The 17,516-nt window shown below is 38.1% G+C and carries 14 protein-coding genes and 1 other RNA gene; 2 read left to right on the top strand and 13 right to left on the bottom strand.

Annotated features, from left to right (window positions below; all coding sequences use genetic code 11):
• Positions 1-25: 25 nt before the first annotated feature.
• On the bottom strand, positions 26-622 hold the full coding sequence (locus IGJ11_RS06160) for an ECF transporter S component (RefSeq protein ID WP_010737525.1): 597 nt from the start codon (positions 620-622) through the stop codon (positions 26-28).
• 488 nt (positions 623-1,110) lie between these two features.
• On the bottom strand, positions 1,111-3,753 hold the full coding sequence (gene alaS / locus IGJ11_RS06155; protein ID WP_207432243.1) for an alanine--tRNA ligase: 2,643 nt from the start codon (positions 3,751-3,753) through the stop codon (positions 1,111-1,113).
• Positions 3,754-4,119: 366 nt separating this feature from the next.
• On the opposite strand from alaS, the gene IGJ11_RS06150 reads away from it, so the two are divergent.
• Positions 4,120-4,548 carry a GNAT family N-acetyltransferase gene (locus tag IGJ11_RS06150; protein ID WP_423220911.1) on the top strand — a complete coding sequence of 143 codons (429 nt, stop codon included), beginning with the start codon at positions 4,120-4,122 and terminating at the stop codon, positions 4,546-4,548.
• 130 nt (positions 4,549-4,678) lie between these two features.
• Here the strand turns inward: IGJ11_RS06150 and IGJ11_RS06145 are convergent, their stop codons facing one another.
• Entirely contained in the window at positions 4,679-6,028 is a 1,350-nt protein-coding gene (locus IGJ11_RS06145) for a DEAD/DEAH box helicase (protein ID WP_207432247.1), read from the bottom strand.
• A 100-nt stretch (positions 6,029-6,128) separates the two neighbouring features.
• Positions 6,129-7,274, bottom strand: coding sequence for a VanZ family protein (locus IGJ11_RS06140; protein ID WP_034697840.1), 1,146 nt, complete (start codon positions 7,272-7,274; stop codon positions 6,129-6,131).
• 131 nt (positions 7,275-7,405) lie between these two features.
• Here IGJ11_RS06140 and IGJ11_RS06135 point away from each other — a divergent pair, with 131 nt between their 5' ends.
• Entirely contained in the window at positions 7,406-7,732 is a 327-nt protein-coding gene (locus tag IGJ11_RS06135; protein WP_010719236.1) for a hypothetical protein, read from the top strand.
• 92 nt (positions 7,733-7,824) lie between these two features.
• On the opposite strand, the gene IGJ11_RS06130 is transcribed toward IGJ11_RS06135, so the two are convergent.
• From IGJ11_RS06130 to IGJ11_RS06090, 9 genes are all read right to left on the bottom strand, one after another.
• Entirely contained in the window at positions 7,825-9,177 is a 1,353-nt protein-coding gene (locus tag IGJ11_RS06130; RefSeq protein ID WP_207432248.1) for an APC family permease, read from the bottom strand.
• Positions 9,178-9,243: 66 nt separating this feature from the next.
• The gene (locus tag IGJ11_RS06125; protein WP_034697831.1) at positions 9,244-10,197 is read right to left on the bottom strand and encodes an L-threonine 3-dehydrogenase; all 954 of its coding nucleotides are present in this window, start codon (positions 10,195-10,197) and stop codon (positions 9,244-9,246) included.
• A 177-nt stretch (positions 10,198-10,374) separates the two neighbouring features.
• Positions 10,375-11,565: a glycine C-acetyltransferase gene (locus IGJ11_RS06120; RefSeq protein ID WP_207432250.1), complete on the bottom strand. Its 1,191-nt coding sequence runs from the start codon at positions 11,563-11,565 to the stop codon at positions 10,375-10,377.
• Between the two features lie 851 nt (positions 11,566-12,416).
• A complete protein-coding gene (locus IGJ11_RS06115) occupies positions 12,417-13,100 on the bottom strand; it encodes an HD domain-containing protein (protein WP_063627068.1) in 684 nt (227 codons plus the stop codon).
• Entirely contained in the window at positions 13,101-14,624 is a 1,524-nt protein-coding gene (locus IGJ11_RS06110; protein WP_207432252.1) for a carboxypeptidase M32, read from the bottom strand. It abuts the gene before it with no gap.
• A gap of 30 nt (positions 14,625-14,654) precedes the next feature.
• Positions 14,655-15,818: a THUMP domain-containing class I SAM-dependent RNA methyltransferase gene (locus IGJ11_RS06105; RefSeq protein ID WP_010737516.1), complete on the bottom strand. Its 1,164-nt coding sequence runs from the start codon at positions 15,816-15,818 to the stop codon at positions 14,655-14,657.
• A 238-nt stretch (positions 15,819-16,056) separates the two neighbouring features.
• An RNA gene (rnpB, locus tag IGJ11_RS06100) (RNase P RNA component class B) lies at positions 16,057-16,427 on the bottom strand.
• An 18-nt stretch (positions 16,428-16,445) separates the two neighbouring features.
• Positions 16,446-16,859: a cell division regulator GpsB gene (gene gpsB, locus IGJ11_RS06095; RefSeq protein ID WP_207432254.1), complete on the bottom strand. Its 414-nt coding sequence runs from the start codon at positions 16,857-16,859 to the stop codon at positions 16,446-16,448.
• 90 nt (positions 16,860-16,949) lie between these two features.
• Complete coding sequence (locus tag IGJ11_RS06090) at positions 16,950-17,489, bottom strand: DUF1273 domain-containing protein (protein WP_178286305.1); 540 nt, start codon at positions 17,487-17,489, stop codon at positions 16,950-16,952.
• Positions 17,490-17,516 lie beyond the last annotated feature (27 nt).

Raw genomic sequence — 17,516 nt, 5'->3', positions numbered from 1 at the left:
GACACTTTTTCGCTTCCTTTATTCTTTATTCTGGTTTAAGTGGCGTTGCAGCAAACAGCGCTTTAGCAATCAGTGGCGTAATGATTCCGGCACCTATCGCTTCCGGAATCCCATTGATTGCGGCAACTCCTGCCAAAGTTTTAAATAATAGATCCGCATCTACGCCATACGCATCAGCAGTTGCCCCAGTATAAAACAGTCCCATAAACCCTAGAACTAAAAGTGTATTCACGAGTGAGCCAAATACTCCTGCTAAAACCGAACCAACGACTACAGAATGATAACGTTGATAAATCCAGTGAAAAATGATTCCTGCAACTAAGCCAACTAACACTCTAGGAACAACTGAAATGATCGGATTGGTAAAGACGAGGGTATCAAATGGGGTCGTAGGCATGGCGTAAGCACGAATGATCGTGGCGATCCCCCAAAACAAACCAATGACCATGCCGTCTTTCGGTCCTAATACAACCGCAGCAACGATAACTGTTATGTGAATAATCGTCAAACTAATAAATCCTAAAGGAATAAACCCTAACCATGGAACCATTGCTTGAACGATAATGATTGCTAATAAAATCGCTCGTAAAACTAGACGAAAAGTTTTATTTTTACTATTCAATTTTACCCCCTCCTTTTTATTCTAATCGTAAAAGGTTTTGCTTTTTTGTCAATTAATTACTCTCAAAGAAAATGCTGATTGGTTGCATTCAGTTCTCATAAAATAAACCGAATTTGTCAACGGGATTTCCGTTTCAAACAAATTCGGTAGAACTTTTCTTTAACAAATAGGAGGATTCAATACTCCTTGAACAAAAAAGGTCGTTCTTGAGCCCTTTAGCATGTATGAAAATACATAGTATTATCGGTGCTTCCTTAAGCGATAAGCGATCAGTGTTTAAACTATGAAAAGCTGTTTAAAAAATGACCGCTTACTCGCTTCAATGAAAGCATCCTATTCCCCATTATTTGCTAAAACAAGGTCAAGCATTCGCTCCTTGAAATAAGTTTTTTCTCTCCCAAACATAAAATACCGTTTCAAAAGGAGGTTATTATCATCTGAGCTATTCGACGCTTTCCCATTTTATTTGGAAAAGTATTTAAAGTTGATTATTGATTAGACAACCATGTTTTAGCTTCTGATAAAGCATCTGGGATACCAGCAGGGTTTTTCCCACCTGCTTGCGCCATATCAGGGCGACCACCACCGCCACCACCAACTTTTGGTGCGATTGCTTTGATCAAGTCACCAGCTTTTAGCCCAGCATCATTTGCTTCTTTCGTCATAGCGACTAACAAACTAACTTTTCCGTCTTGTTCATTTGCCAAAACAAGAATATCGGAAATGTTTTTTTGTTTCCATTGGTCTGCTAATTGACGTAATTGGTTCATATCTTTTACTTTTACTTGTGCAGTAATCATTGAATGACCACTAACTGTTTCCACATTTTTAAAGACATCGCCTGCTTGTTGGTTCGCTAGTTTACTTGCTAATTGTTCATTTTCTTTTTGTAGTTCTTTTAATTGTTGTTGTAATTGTTCCGTTTTTGATACAACCTCTTTTAATTGAGGTGATTTGACAATTGTGGCAACTTCTTTTAATTGTTTTTCTTCCGCTTCCAATAACTCATAAGCTTCTTTACTTGTTACAGCTTCGATCCGACGAACACCGGCACCGATTCCTGATTCAGAAACGATTTTAAAGATCCCAATATTTTCAGTATTTGTTACATGGGTTCCACCACAAAGTTCGATAGACCATCCACCAATGTTCACTACACGGACTTCTTGACCATATTTTTCACCAAATAAAGCCATAGCCCCCATATTCTTAGCGGTATCGATATCTGTTTCAATGGTTTCTACTGGGATTGCTTCCCATATCTTCTCATTAACGATTCGTTCCATTTTTACTAATTCATCTGCTGTGATTTGTCCATAATGAGTAAAGTCAAAGCGTAAATGTCCAGGAGCAACTAAAGAACCAGCTTGGTTTGCATGTTCCCCTAAAACTTCTTTTAAAGCTTTATGCAATAAGTGAGTCGCTGTATGGTTCTTAATGATGCGATTTCTCATCGGTACATCGATCAATAAGTGGTAAACTTCGCCTTCAGTCAATGTTGATAGCACTTCTACGGTATGCATAAATTGTCCATTCGGTGCTTTTTGAACGTCAACAACTGTCGCAACCGTTTCTCCAGAGGCATTGATGATCCAACCTTGATCAGCCACTTGTCCACCCATTTCTGCATAAAACGGTGTTTGATCAAAAATCAATTGACCTTGTCCAGCAGACAATTCACTCACTAGTTCTTCATCTTTGATAATCACCAATAGTTTGCTGTCTGATTCAACTTGATCATAGCCAATAAATTTACTATCCACTTTGATATCTGTTAATAGGGCAGATTGGACTCCCATTGATTTTTCTGTACTACGAGCAGCACGCGCACGTTGTCTTTGTGCTTCCATTTCTTTTTCAAAGCCTTCATGATCGACTTTCAAGCCTTCATCTTCTGCCACTTCTTCGGTCAACTCCACTGGGAAACCGTAAGTATCATATAATTTGAAGATATCTTTTCCAGCAAGTGTTGTTCCATTTGCTTTTTTGACTTCAGCGATCACTTGATTCAAGATTTCAAGACCTTCGTTGATCGTTTCATTGAAACGTTCTTCTTCGGTACGAACTACTTTTTCAATAAATTCTTTTTGTTGAAGGACTTCCGGATAATAGCTAACCATGATTTCGCCAACTACTGGAACAAGATCATATAAGAAAGCTTTTTCGATCCCTAATTTTTTCCCGTGCATCACTGCTCGGCGTAATAAACGACGAAGAACATAGCCACGACCTTCATTTGAAGGAAGCGCCCCATCTCCAATCGCAAAAGATAATGCTCGGATATGATCCGCAATTACTTTATAAGAAATGTCGGTTGTCGGGTTTTCACCATATTTTACTTGGTTACTTAGTTTTTCTACCGCATGAATGATCGGTAAGAACAAGTCTGTTTCAAAGTTTGTTGGTGCGTCTTGAACGATCGAAACCATCCGTTCCAGCCCCATGCCCGTATCAATGTTTTTATGTGGTAAAGGTTCAAATGTATGATCTGGTTTATGGTTGAACTCAGAAAATACTAGATTCCAAATTTCTAAATAGCGTTCGTTTTCTCCACCAGGGTAGTTTTCTGGATCATCTTCTGCGACATCATTGTATGCTTCGCCTCGATCATAGAAGATTTCTGTATCAGGACCACAAGGACCCGCACCAATATCCCAGAAATTATCTTCAACATCTACAATGTGATCAAGTGGTAAGCCGACTTCTTCATGCCAGATTCGTTTTGCTTCTGTGTCTTTTGGATAAACGGTAACATATAATTTTTCCGGATCAAATGCCATCCATTCAGGACTTGTTAAAAATTCCCATGCCCAATGGATTGCTTCATTTTTGAAATAATCACCAATAGAAAAATTCCCAAGCATTTCAAACATTGTGTGGTGCCGTGCTGTCTTCCCTACATTTTCAATGTCATTCGTACGAATTGATTTTTGAGCGTTTGTGATGCGTGGATTTTCTGGTACGACAGAGCCGTCAAAATATTTTTTTAACGTAGCAACCCCTGAGTTGATCCATAAAAGCGTTGGATCGTTGACCGGAATTAATGATGCGCTAGGTTCAATTGTGTGTCCTTTTGATTGGAAGAAATCTAAAAACATTTGTCGAACTTGTGCACTACTTAATTGTTTCATTTTATTACCTTCTTTCTTTATTTTAAACGACAAAAAAACACCCTCACAGCCAAGGACGAAAACTCGCGGTACCACCTTGGTTGCAATGATGTTCGATCATTACCTCTTGAACTCGATAACGCTGAGTAGCGTTGATATTTCTATCAATAAAAAAGGGAGCAATTTGTTTTTTTGACTATTCTTTTTTCAGCCTGGAAAGAATTTTCTGTAAGTCAGACTTAAACAAACCATGTCCTTTTCGTACTTTACAAGTATACGTATTCTATTTTATTCTGTCAACCGCTCTTTTCCTTCAACTCTTATTTCTTTCTAGAATATTTTTTGTTAAGCTTGAATTACGCCTATTAATCAAAAGGAGAATCGATGATGCAAGTTTATTTTGGAAACAAGTCCTGGATCAGAGGGGCGAGTTTTTATCTTCGTTATCAGGTATTTGTTCTGGAACAAGGCATTTTGCCAGAATTAGAATTTGACGAAACGGACAATTCTGATAACTACTTTCTGTTAATGGAAAACAATGTTCCAATTGCAACATTACGTTATCAAAAAAAATCGTCCACTTGTCTTAACCCCGATCGTTTTTGCGTCGCCAAAAATTATCGCCAACAAGGTTTCGGTCGTCAGCTGTTGTCCTTAGCTGAACAGAAAGCAAAAAAAGAAGGCTTGCTGTCAAGTTACCTAGTAGCAGAAATGACTGCCCTTAGTTTCTATCAGCAACAAGGTTACGAGACTTGTACAGATCCTTTTATCGAGGATGGGATTACCTGCGTAGGGATGCAAAAAGAATTGATTTAAGATCTATTATCACTAGATTATCTGCTAAATGAACACTTAAAAACATACCAAAGGAATGCAGAAGACATGCAATCCTTTGGTCTTTGAGCGTGAAGTCATGACGTCTCTTTTAAAGGGTCTGGTCATTGACTTACTTATTGGAGTTTTTCTTATTTTTTCTTGCAGTTCTAGTTTGTTGTCTGCGTTCGATTTTACGGTCTTTTTTGTTCTTTTCAGCAATTGCCCAATCGATTTTCTTTTTATATCCAGGTTTGATTTTTTTCTTTTTCTTTTTCACTAAGCCGATCAATGTAGGATCCAGTGTATCTTTGGATTTTTCCCGTTTCGTCCGACGATTGCGGTCATAAGTCTTGATGATTTCATCATTTTTGATTTCCATCGGTTCAAATGTGACACCAATTTTTTCAATACTGTCAATCGTTTGTTCATCACTTGGTGAGTACAAAGTGATCGCAGTTCCTTTTAAACCATTACGTCCAGTCCGACCTACTCGATGGATAAAGAAGTCAAGGTCTTCAGGAATTTCTGCATTGATCACATGAGAAACCCCTTCAATATCGATGCCACGTGCCGCTAGATCTGTCGCAACCACGTATTGATATTCTAAGTTTTGAACTTGGCGCATCACTCGTTTTCGTTCTCTTGGAGTGATATCTCCATGGATTTTGGCTACTTTTAAGCCTTGATTTTTCAAATAATCAGCAATTTCATCCACGTGTTGTTTCGTATTTGCAAAGACAATTGCAAGGTAAGGATGACCAATTGTTAACAATTGGTAGATCATTCGATTTTTATCTTTCCCTTTAGTAGAGATCAGCCAATTCTCGATATCTTCTGAAATAACTGCTTTCGGTTTGATTTCTTCAATGATTGGATTTTCCATGTATTTACGTAAAAATGGTCGTAATTTTTCAGGAATCGTCGCTGAGAAAACTAAAAATTGCAGTTTTTCAGGCAAGCGACTAGCAATTTGATCCACTTCATTCAAGAAGCCCATGTCCAGTGTCATATCTGCTTCATCTACAACAAATGCAAATGCTGTATGGATTTTTAATGCTTGTTCATTCATCATATCCAAGATTCTACCTGGCGTTCCCACTACGATCTGTGGTTGTTGATGTTTCAAGCGGCTCAATTGGCGTTGCTTATCCGTTCCACCTACAAAATTCGTCACTCGGATCTCTGGATCGGAAAATTTAGCGATCTGACTAGCAGCATCATAAATTTGAGTAGCTAGTTCACGACTTGGTGCAGTGATTACTACTTGTACTTCGGCTTTTTCCGCATTGATTTTTTGAAATAAAGGCAATAAAAATGTATGCGTTTTGCCCGAACCAGTTTGTGATTGACCAATGATATTTTTTCCTTTAGCGATCAAAGGAATCAAACGCTCTTGTACTTCAGTTGGTTGAGCAAAACCTTTTTCTGCTAACGCCTCATTTATATATGGGTTAAAATGAAATTGTTCAAAATTACTCATTTAAGTAAGCACCTCTTCTCTTTCTTTTTTACACGACTTTCGCATTATACCACATCCTCAAGCAATTTGCTTGATCCTTTTCAAAGTCGCTCACGATCCGCTAGTTCCCTTTTGATTGAATGGTACTAATCGTATGTGTTTGACTGGCTTTTTCATAGAACAGCACTCTTTTCTTACGAAGGAATGACAAGAAAAGATTCAGCATGAAGATAAACTGTGCAAATGCAACACCCAACACAATAAAAATCCCGCTTACCTGTAATACACCTGTCGTATGGTCAGTGATATGTTGGATCGTCTGACTAAGCCAAGCTAACCCATAAAATAAAAAGTAAAGATACCCATAACGGATAAACAGTGCTTTAAAAGAAAGTCGTTTTCCGTTATCTGAAACCACACGAATGCGTACGATTTTTTTACCTAAAGTGAGACCGTTTGTTACATATGGTATGACCATGAAATAAAGCAAGACTTCTAAAAATACCCACCAACTACTTGAAGTGATATCACCTATTTTCAAAGACAATTGAAGAGTCACAGCAATCAGCACGGATAAAACCGATAAGAAAGCCCAATCAATGAGATAGGCAACTAATCGTCTCGTTAGAGAAACTGTTTTCCCTTTTTCGTATGACACTTCATCCATTCTTGCTCTCGTAGGCAACATGAAGGTAAAGATTGGTGTCATAATGTACCCTAACGTTCCTCCGATCGTATTCGTCAATAAGTCATTGACATCAAATAGCCGATAAGGTCGAGGATAAATAAAATACAACCCACTTAACTGTGTCAATTCAAAAAATAAGGAAAGACAAAAACTTGCAATGATGGTTTTCACAAAAGATAATCGAAAATAATATCTTAAATAGATCCCAAAAGGTAATAAAAGCAAAACATTAAATACCGGTTCTAAAAAAACGCTTTGTCGCATCGCTGGTAAATACGTACTTGGATCAGATAAAACCAAGACGGTATTCTCTCGGAAATGGACCCATGATGCAAATAAATGTAATTCCATTTTAGGTCCGGTCATTTGAGCAACGGCTTCCTTTGAAGGTAACGGTAAAATGATCAAAAAATAAGCACATAACAAATAAAAAACAAACGAATATAAGATAACCGCTCTCGAAAAAATAAACGTTCCATACTTTCGATATTCATAAATGAAAAAAACCGAAGAAATCGCTAATGCCAAAAATGGAAAAACAATAAGTGCAAAGCGAATCGGTTCAATATAACTAGCCATAAACATCCCCCTTTTTCATCTTAACTAACGGTTTCATCTTATCAGTACTCTTGTAAACTATGCAAGTTATGGGGTAATTATTTTTAAATTTATATTAATTGAAGTATCATTAACAAAAGGAGGCGATTAGCGTGCTTAATATTTATTTTGTGTTTGGCGTACCCGCTTTTTTATTGATTCTCTATCTCATTTTTGCGTATATACGTAAAAAAACGACCATCCGCTATCTTGGATTTATCTTGTTAATTATTGCTAGTTTCATGCTCGTGTTTAACTTACAGACATGGCAACAAGCACTACTTGAAATGGAGCAAGCTTCCTCTCGATCTTTATCAGATCAATTAGGTTATCCGATCTACTTGATTTGGATTCCCATTACTGTTGCTGGTTTTCTCGTCTTATTAAACCTTTTTCGTGCTTGGCGCCGACTAAAACAGTTAAGAAAAAAAACAGGATAAAAACGTGCATTCTCTTGTAGCTGGTTGGTAAAGTTAGCATTGCTTAACTTGACACGCTACAACAGAATGCACGTTTAACTATCATTTATATGTTAAACTACAGGATATTTATTTTTCAAATATAAATAAACAGGGATTCCGACTAATGTCAAAGCGATTCCGCTAAATGCTAAAAGTGTTTGTGTCAGTAACGTACTAACCACGATAAAAGCACCACCAAGAATGGCGATTAGCGGAATGATTGGGTATAGCGGAACTTTATAAGGCCTTTCAAGTTTTGGAGCTGTTTTTCTCAATATAATTACACCTACAAATACCATCGTATAAAAAATCCAAATCACAAAAACAAGCATATCCGTCAGCATATCAAATCCACCGACCATCATCATACCGATCGCAATCACTAGTTCCAAAACACCAGCAACCACTGGAATCTTCGTTCGATCGTTCAATTTTCCTAAGTGGTGACTGAAAGGTAACCGTTTTTCTTGGGCCATCACATAGGGCAGGCGCATCCCAGTAAGTGTATAGCCATTGATTGTTCCATAGACTGAAATCAAAATCCCGACAGTTACAAGTTTCCCACCTACGCCACCAAAAATCATGGTAGCCACTTCGCTAGCAGCATTACTGTTGCCACTGATTCCTCCAATCGAAGCTGTTTTTAAAAAGACAGTATTAACGAATAAATAAACAACCATAATCCCGATGATTCCTATAGAAATGGCTTTCGGTAAATCTTTTGCCGGTTTTTTTAATTCTCCTGCAATGTTTCCAACGTGAATCCAACCATCATAAGCAAACATTGTCGCTAACAAGCCCGCACCTAATGCTGAAAACAATGGCAGATCTTTTCCTGATTCTATGGGAAACAGCTGAAACTCTACTCCACCGCTGCGAAATAAGCCAAACAAGACGATGACTGCCAGTGGGATCAATTTACAGATTAAGGTAATGGATTGAAAAGTTCCACCAACTTTTGATCCTAAAAAATTGATCAGCATGATCGTCACAGCGGCTATAATAGCGATGGGGACAATCCATTGCTGTTCTAAGGCAAATAAGTTCACAAATTGTGTCCCAAAGATGATTGATAGTGCCGCTACATTTGCAGGAAAGTAAATCACAACTTGTGCCCAACCTAACAAAAAAGCAGCAGTCTGACCATAGGTTCGTTCGATATATTTGACCATACCACCTGTTTCGGGGATCGCTGCGGCAAGTTCTGCACCAGTTAAACCTGCACAGACGGAGATGATCCCTCCCAAAAACCAAGAAAGCATATGTAAACTAACTGATCCTGTAACTTCTGCGACACTCGCTGCTTTAAAGAATACTCCCGCTCCAATCACTGTTCCCATCACAGTCGATAAAGCAGTAAAAAAGCCCATCGTTCGCTTTAGTTCGACTTTGTTTTTTTCAGCCGATACTTGGTTACGTTCCATCGCTTATCCTCCCTTTATCGTAAACTCCCCACCACTCGATCGGAAGTTTACGATAAACTATAGTAATTAGACTGTTGCTGTCAATTTCTCTTGCAACTTGGTCAACATATCTTGAGTCATTTTATCTAGGTCGTAACGTGGTTGAAAGCCCCACTCTTTTTGCGCACAACTAATATCTAATGAATTTGGCCAAGAGTCTGCGATCGATTGTCGCACTGGATCAACTGCATAGTCCATTTCAAAATCAGGAAACACTTTTTTGATTGACGCTTTGATTTCTTCTGGTTCAAAAGACATCGCAGAGATATTGAATGCATTGCGATGAACTAAATTTTTAGGATCAGCATTCATCAACTGAACAATCGCCTCAATGGCATCTGGCATGTACATCATGTCCATAGCTGTACCACGATCAATAAAGCACGTGTATTTCCCTTCTTTGATAGCTGAATAATAAATATCCACTGCATAGTCCGTTGTCCCACCACCAGGTAAAGTTTTATAAGAAATCAATCCTGGGAAGCGTACACCTCGTGTATCTACGCCATACTTTGTATAATAGTAATCACACAAAAGCTCGCCTGCGACTTTTGTCACGCCATACATTGTTGTTGGTCGTTGGAGTGTATCTTGAGGAGTCTCATCTTTTGGTGTATTAGGTCCAAAAGCGCCGATTGAACTTGGCGTGAAGAATTTTAACTTAAATTCTCTTGCGACTTCCAGCGCATTGACTAACCCAACCATATTGAGGTCCCAAGCGAACTTTGGTTTTGCTTCAGCGACAGCTGATAAAAGCGCTGCTAAATGAATCAAAGTATCTACTTGATATTTTTCGACTAACGCTCGCATTTTTTCGTAATCCATGACGTCTAAAATTTCAAATAGTTCACCATCTTCTAGCTTTTCAGGCATACGAATATCCGTTGCGACAACATTTTCATTACCCAAATCTTCCCTTAAACGTAAAACTAATTCCGATCCGATTTGCCCAAGGCAGCCAGTAACTAATACTTTTTTCATACAAACACTCCTTTTTAGTTCATTTTCACTATCTATTAAAAATAAATGCTACCTACATTCCATTAACGAGCAAAATATAAAAAAGGTGATTCTTCGATTTTCACAGAAACACAACCGAAATGCCCTATCCTATGATCTTCTTTCACTTAGATTTCAGGCGAGATCGTTTCTCTTAAATCAAATGATGCCCATTTCATTTCCGACTTTTTGGTAAATCGCTACAGCATGATCGAGCATTTCTTTGGTATGAGCTGCAGTTGGCATATTACGAACACGACCTGTTCCCAATGGTACGGTTGGATAAACGATTGGTTTCACATATAGTCCATTTTCAATCAACTTTTTAGAAAATTGTTGTGTTAGACTCTCATCGCCAAGTATCACTGGAGTGATTGGTGTTTCCGACACGCCGATGTCATACCCGATTTTTTTCAGTTCTTCTTTGAAATAAATGGCATTTTCCCAAACTTTTTCGACTAATTCTGGATGATCTTGCATCAGTTGAATCGATGCTAGAGCAGCGCCAGCAGCACCTGGTGTAAGTGATGTTGAAAACAAGAAAGGACGTCCTCGTGATTTTAACCAGTCGATCAACGATTTAGATCCTGCGACATAGCCACCAACGACACCGATTGCTTTAGACAATGTACCCATTTGCATGTCAATTTTCTGTTGGAGACCAAAATGCTTCACTGTGCCGGCTCCTTTTTCCATCACTCCAGAACCATGGGCATCATCCACATAAGTAATCAACCCGTATTTTTCGGCAATTGGGATCATATCGGGTAAATTAGCTACATCGCCATCCATTGAAAAAACACCGTCTGTGATATACATGATTTTGTTATATTTCCCACTATTTACCGCTTCTTTTGCTTTTTCTTCTAGATCGTTCATATCTTGATGCTTAACACGAATGATTTTGGCACCAGAGAGGCGACATCCATCGATGATCGAAGCATGATTCAATTCATCTGATAAGATCGCATCCTCCTTAGTCATAATGGCTGAAATAGCTCCCATATTACAATTGAAGCCTGATTGAAAAGCAATCGCTGCTTCTGTACCTTTAAATTCTGCAATTTTATTCTCTAATTCTTGATGGATACGTAATGTGCCATTAATTGTTCGGACAGCACCTGCGCCGACACCATAGCGATTCGTTGCGTCGATACACGCTTGTTTCAGCTCCACTCGATCAGCAAACCCCAAATAATTATTCGATGCTAGATTGATCAAATTTTTCCCTGCTACCTCAATGATCGCACCATTTGCACCTTCAAGGATATCAATCGTGTTGTATAGTCCCTTTTCCTTCAATAAAGCCAGTTCCTGTTCTAAATAAGTTGACAATACTTCAGAAGACATGTCTCCACCCCCATTTTTCTAACCTTCAAGGTTGAGGAACGAATATGCAGCCTTTCATTCCTGTTTATAAGTATACCTTTTCTGATAGCGCTTACACAAATTATGAGAGTTATTTAACTGAGTATTTTCTTACATAACAAAACAATCGGTACTCCACTAACGAAATATTTTTTTACTTATTTTAGTAACTAGCATTATTTTTAAGAGGATCACATCTAGATGATATCAACCCTTAACTTAATCAACTTTCCAATAAATATTCCATATATTCTGAATTTTCCGCCATTAGTTAGCCTTGTTTTTTGTTATGAAATAAAAAAACGAATATTCTATTTGTATATTAGATTCTTTTAATGTTTGCTTCTCTAGCTATATATTACTTGGTCCAAGGCGCTTACCTGTAGCTATTTTAAGAAGTCTTTCTCCCAACACAAAAAACGTTCCTTATGGTCATCAGTTACTACTCATGACCACAAGAAGAGACTGAGACAAACCTTGCCTCAGTCTCTTCTGGTCTATCTAAAATCGAATAAACGGTGTTCAAAGAGCTGACCTTCGGCGATAAGTCAAAAAATCTCAAAACATGGGAAGCTGTTTCGAGATTTCCATCCTTAATGCTCCTGCGATTACTCGTCGCAGTTTTTACTTGGTGAGCGCTCAGGTCAAAACACTCTTTTCACGACCTCTTGTTCACGGTGAGACAAAAGTAGCATCTTCGGAAAATTTGCCGAAATTTACCAAAAATTTGAGAAGCACCAAGTAGGTAACAATCAACATCAAAAACGAGTTTTTGTGTTTCTTGTCAATTTTCGGAAATTCCTTCTTATTTCTTGATGCTAAACACTTTTGTCTCAACCTCCTGTTGCCAACCAGCTTTCGGGAGTAAAATCAGGGTCTCCTACTGACCATTCATTGAAGAATTCATCAATAAATTCCCGCATAAAGGCTTCTCGTCGTTTTGCTTCCTTTATACCATATGGGGTGTTCATCCTATCTGGTAATAAGAACAATTTTTCGTAAAAATGATTGATCACAGTAGACCCTTTGCGATAATCTTTTTTATTTTGATAATTGATTGGGTGCCTACTTTCATCAAAAATGGGATGGCCATGTCCACCACCAAAATAAGCCGTACGCAAAATACCAATTGCTCCTAAGGCTTCAAGACGATCTGCATCTTGAACAATTTTTCCTTCAATAGGTAATGCCATTTCTTCACCTGACAACCCTTTTGAAAAAGACAGGTTTTCAATAATCAAAAAGATTGATTCAATGGTTGCATCTGATAGCTCTAAACGTTGCAAAAATTGATGTAACTCTGCTTTGGCTTTCGTTTCATCGGCTACTACTTTATCATCGATCGTATCATGCAAATAAGCAGAAGCAAGGGTAATCAATGGATCAGCTTGCGGTTCAGTTGCTAAAATTTTCTCTGCTAATTTAACGACTCTTACCGTATGATCAATCCCGTGTCCAGTTTGATCCATTGCTAATTGCTTGAAACTGTAATCAGCAATTTCCTGCAGTTTCTCCATTTATTTTCCTTCTTTCTCGCTACTGAATTCAGCTACTTGATAGACCGAAAAATAGATTTTTTTCATGTAATCGATCAAATACTGCGGATTTAGCACCTCACCGGTTGCATCCTGAATCAATTGCGTTGGTTTTCTAGATGCACCATATTGATGGATCTTTTCTTTCATCCATTCTTTGATTGGTCGATAATCATCGGATGCTAACACTTCATCGATCGAAAGCTCTTTTTCTAATGCGTGAAGCAGTTGCGCAGCATACATATATCCTAAAGCATAAGATGGGAAGTAACCAAAACTAGCTCCTGACCAGTGGACATCTTGCAAGATTCCTTCTAAATCATTCGCAGGTCGTACTCCTAGATATTCTTCATACTTTTGATTCCAAATAGTTGGTAACTGAGCCACGTCCACGCCTTCATTGAAAATCATTTTCTCAATTTCATAACGAATAATGATATGCAATGGATAGGTTAAACTATCTGCTTCAATTCGAATCAAGCTTGCTTGGGTTTGTTTCAGCGAGCGATAAAAGTCAGTAAATGAAATATCATCGAATGTTCCTTCTGCACATTGTTGGAAAAATGGATATTGTTTTTCCCAGAAACTTCGATTGCTACCAATAATGATCTCATTGAACAGTGATTGAGATTCGTGGATTCCCATCGAAGTACCTTGGTAAATCGGAGTATAAGCAAATTTTTCGTCAATATCTTGCTCATACATTCCATGACCAGCTTCATGGATCACGCCAAAGACTGCCATTTTAAAGTCATGTTCATTCCAACGAGTCGTAATACGTGCATCATTATGATTGATCCCGATCATAAAAGGATGGATTGTGTCATCTAAACGTCCTCTTGAGAAATCATAACCTAACTGTTCAATCACGCCTGTGACAAACCTTTTTTGTTGGGCTTTAGTCATTTTTCGAGAAAGAAAAGAGGTATCTGGTTCATGCCCTTTTTCTGCTAAGGTTTTTCTAATTTCCATGATCCCTTCTTTTACTTGTTGGAAAACACGATCTAAGATTTCAACAGACATCCCTGGTTCATATTGGTTGAGTAACACATCATAATCAGTTGCTTCGTCTTTTTTCCAATAGGGTATCAACTGTTTTGTTAACTCAATATTTTTAGTCAATGCTTCTTGAAAATCCGCAAAATTTTTCGTTTCACGAGATTGCTGCCATTGCACCTGTGCGGTAGAAGTTGCTGCTGTCAATGCAGTCATCAATTCTTCAGGAACTTTATATTCAAGTTCATAGTCTTCTTTGACCTTCTCAAACACGATTTTTCCCGTTTCAGATAATTCATTGGGATGTTCAGAAAAATATTGGATGGCTTCTTTGATCTTAGGTCCAATTTTCTTTGAGAAATAAAGACTATAAAGATAACTATTGACTTCACTACGATCCTCACTCGCTTTTTCTGGCATACCCGTTTGGATATCCCAATCTAAAATGCCCAAAGTTTGTTGCAAGAGATTGATTTCTTTTAGTTCTTTCATAAATTCTTTTTCATTCATCATTTATTCCTCCATCCATCCCATATAATTTTAAATCGTTTTGTCTTTTCTTGGTGGCCGCGTTCCCCAGTATTGGAAGAGATCAGTCCGTAAAGCTCCGTTATACAGTTTACGTTTTTTAGTAGCTTTTTGCCCATAATACTCTTCAAAAGTAAGATCACTTGTCAAAATGTATTTACTCCATGTCTTTAATGGACGGAAAACATCGCCCATTTCTTCATACAAGCGACGAACCGTTTCTTCTTCACCTAAACGCTCTCCATAAGGCGGATTCGCGACGATTACGCCGTATTCTTTATCCGTTTTGAAATCTTTGACTGCTTGTTGTTTAAACGTGATTGAAGAGCCTAAGCCAATTTCTTCCGCATTCGCTTTAGCAATTTCGATCATCCGCCCATTGATATCAGAACCTGTGATATCGAGTTCAATATCATAATCTGCTTGCTCTTCTGCCAATGCTCGAACATTTTCCATAACATCTTTACTAAACCAATCCCATGATTCACAAGCAAATTCACGATTAAATCCTGGTGCAATGTTGTGTCCAATCAAGGCAGCTTCGATGCAGATCGTACCAGAACCACACACTGGATCATAAAACGGACGATCTTTTCGCCAATTTGTCAACATCACTAAAGCGGCTGCCATGTTTTCTTTCAACGGTGCGCCACCTTTTTCCAAACGATATCCCCGTTTGAACAAACTAGGACCAGTTGTGTCTAGTGTGATCATGACATGATCTTTTAGTAAAGCGACTTCTAATTGAAAATGTGCGCCTGTCTCCGTTAATGGAACAGATGCCGGACGGTGATAATACTTACGCAATCGTTCAACGATCGCTTTTTTAGTGATCGCCTGACAATCAGGTGTACTATAAAGCTTAGACTTGATTGATTTTCCTGCAACCGGAAATTCAGCATCTAAAGGCAGAAAGTCTTCCCAAGGTAATGCTTTAACTTTCTCAAATAGTTCATCAAAGGTAAACGCATCAAATTCCCCAACAACGATCTTTACCCTGTCAGCTGTTCGTAACCATAAATTTGCTGTAGCGATCGTTTCCATCGTTCCTTTGAAACGTGCCCGTCCATTTTCAACTTGACAATCAATGCCTAAGTCACGTAGTTCTTTTCCAACAAGGGCTTCTAACCCACTTGCAGCCGTTGCCACAAGATTAAATTCTCTAGTCGTATCCATACTTATCTCCTTATAAGAAAAGCTGAACGTGGTCGTCCAGCTTTTTGTAAAATCAAACCGAAAAATGAATCAGTATTTTTTTCATACTTGTCTCTAAATTGCCATTCTTCACTCGTTCATTTTTGTGTTCCTGAACAAACAAGCCATTTATTGAATGGTATAAATCAGTGGTGACACTCTAATGTTAAAAAAAACCTTCACAACATGGTTGGAAGGTATTCCCTGTTATATTGCGGTTTTCTGTAAGCCATGTTCTGTACACTACTTTTCCAGGGAGAAAAAGCAATGTGGTAACCATCTATCTGCAGTTAACCTGCCTTTTTGTCTCGTTCTTAATTCCCAACAAAAAGCGCCCCTACCATTGTTTGGGTTGCTCGCTCGAGGGGTTTACCGCGTTCCACCGAATAAGTTTCCCTATTCGCTTCGTCACTGTGGCACTTTCAAGGATACTTAAGCATAGTTAAAAACCTTAGCTTGTTTTCCTGCCGTTACTCTAATAGAGTACCTTAGCTTATTGTTTCGCTAAGCACGAACACTACAGGCATCACAGCCTGTGCGAGCATGGACTTTCCTCAGCCTGATCATGTCAGACCGCGATTACCCAAAAACCGCAATGTATCATCAATCTTAGAATTGACGTGTCTTTTCGTTATCATCGTCACTTACATTTGTGTAGTTGTTTGGGTTAGGTTGGGAAACATTCACTGTTGATGATTGTTGATCCAATTTTTTTCCAAATACTTCACGTTCAAGATTTGACAAACGTTTCAAGATATCGAAATTTGTGACTGCTGCACTTTTCGGTGTTTCAACTTGTTGAACACGCGTTTGTGCTGCTCCTTGTGTTTTTGATAATTGTGCTACTTTGGCACTTAATTTATCATTTTCTTCTTGTAAAGCAAGGAGTTTTTTGCTGTAAGTTTCATAATCTTTGATGATATTGTCTAAGAATTCATCCACTTCGATGGGATCATAGCCACGCATCTTTGTTTTGAATTCTTGTTGTAAAATGTCTTTAGGACTATAAACCAATTCCGCCATATTTACACCTCTAGTTTTCATTTACATAATAACAGTTTCTACCTATATCATTGTATCGGAAATAACTTGATAAATCAAACACTATCTGAATTATTCACTGAAATTTTGTAAATCATCCATACTGACTAGCCGAATTTCATAAGAATGATCCTGTTGATAGGTTTGCGCCTCTTTCAGAAAATACAGGGTTTTCCCTGGAAACTCAGGATCATAAATTAATAGACAGCCATCGGTATGGTCAAGTAAAAAACGCGTGTGGTTTCTTAATTGGCTAGGCGACTGATAGGCTTGATGGCTAACTGCTTCAACGTAGTCTGCTAACTGTTCTGCCATTCTTAACTTTTCTTGATTATTCTCATTCCAATTATTTCCAAACTCTTTGAATGGATAGATGATCCCCAACTTTAACTCAGGGTATTCCTGCTTTAATTCAGCAACTACTTCCGTGACCCATGTTTCTATACCCAAGTTTCCACTAGTAAGAACCCATTCAAGTCCTTCTTCGACTAATTGCTGTATCTCTTTTTTTAAGACTTTTTTAATAACCGTTATTTTAGGGTCATTTTCCTTAAAAACCCCAAGTTCAAAACTTCGATAACCGGAAATATACATCACTTTTAATCGGTCCATTTGAGTTTCCTTTTCTTTCTTGATTCT

It is taken from the genome of Enterococcus sp. DIV0691, assembly GCF_051711145.1.
Taxonomy (GTDB): domain Bacteria; phylum Bacillota; class Bacilli; order Lactobacillales; family Enterococcaceae; genus Enterococcus_B; species Enterococcus_B hirae.
Note: the sequence above shows the minus strand (reverse complement) of the source record. Positions and strands in the feature narration are given on the sequence as shown.

What these genes read in the sequence shown, in the direction of transcription:
- IGJ11_RS06115 (WP_063627068.1), bottom strand. Translation starts at nt 13,100, where the DNA reads ATGGAGAAACTGCAGGAAATTGCTGATTACAGTTTCAAGCAATTAGCA.
- IGJ11_RS06090 (WP_178286305.1), bottom strand. Translation starts at nt 17,489, where the DNA reads ATGGACCGATTAAAAGTGATGTATATTTCCGGTTATCGAAGTTTTGAA.
- IGJ11_RS06140 (WP_034697840.1), bottom strand. Translation starts at nt 7,274, where the DNA reads ATGGCTAGTTATATTGAACCGATTCGCTTTGCACTTATTGTTTTTCCA.
- gpsB (WP_207432254.1), bottom strand. Translation starts at nt 16,859, where the DNA reads ATGGCGGAATTGGTTTATAGTCCTAAAGACATTTTACAACAAGAATTC.
- IGJ11_RS06120 (WP_207432250.1), bottom strand. Translation starts at nt 11,565, where the DNA reads ATGTCTTCTGAAGTATTGTCAACTTATTTAGAACAGGAACTGGCTTTA.
- alaS (WP_207432243.1), bottom strand. Translation starts at nt 3,753, where the DNA reads ATGAAACAATTAAGTAGTGCACAAGTTCGACAAATGTTTTTAGATTTC.
- IGJ11_RS06130 (WP_207432248.1), bottom strand. Translation starts at nt 9,177, where the DNA reads ATGGAACGTAACCAAGTATCGGCTGAAAAAAACAAAGTCGAACTAAAG.
- IGJ11_RS06125 (WP_034697831.1), bottom strand. Translation starts at nt 10,197, where the DNA reads ATGAAAAAAGTATTAGTTACTGGCTGCCTTGGGCAAATCGGATCGGAA.
- IGJ11_RS06145 (WP_207432247.1), bottom strand. Translation starts at nt 6,028, where the DNA reads ATGAGTAATTTTGAACAATTTCATTTTAACCCATATATAAATGAGGCG.
- IGJ11_RS06105 (WP_010737516.1), bottom strand. Translation starts at nt 15,818, where the DNA reads ATGGATACGACTAGAGAATTTAATCTTGTGGCAACGGCTGCAAGTGGG.
- IGJ11_RS06110 (WP_207432252.1), bottom strand. Translation starts at nt 14,624, where the DNA reads ATGAATGAAAAAGAATTTATGAAAGAACTAAAAGAAATCAATCTCTTG.
- IGJ11_RS06150 (WP_423220911.1), top strand. Translation starts at nt 4,120, where the DNA reads ATGCAAGTTTATTTTGGAAACAAGTCCTGGATCAGAGGGGCGAGTTTT.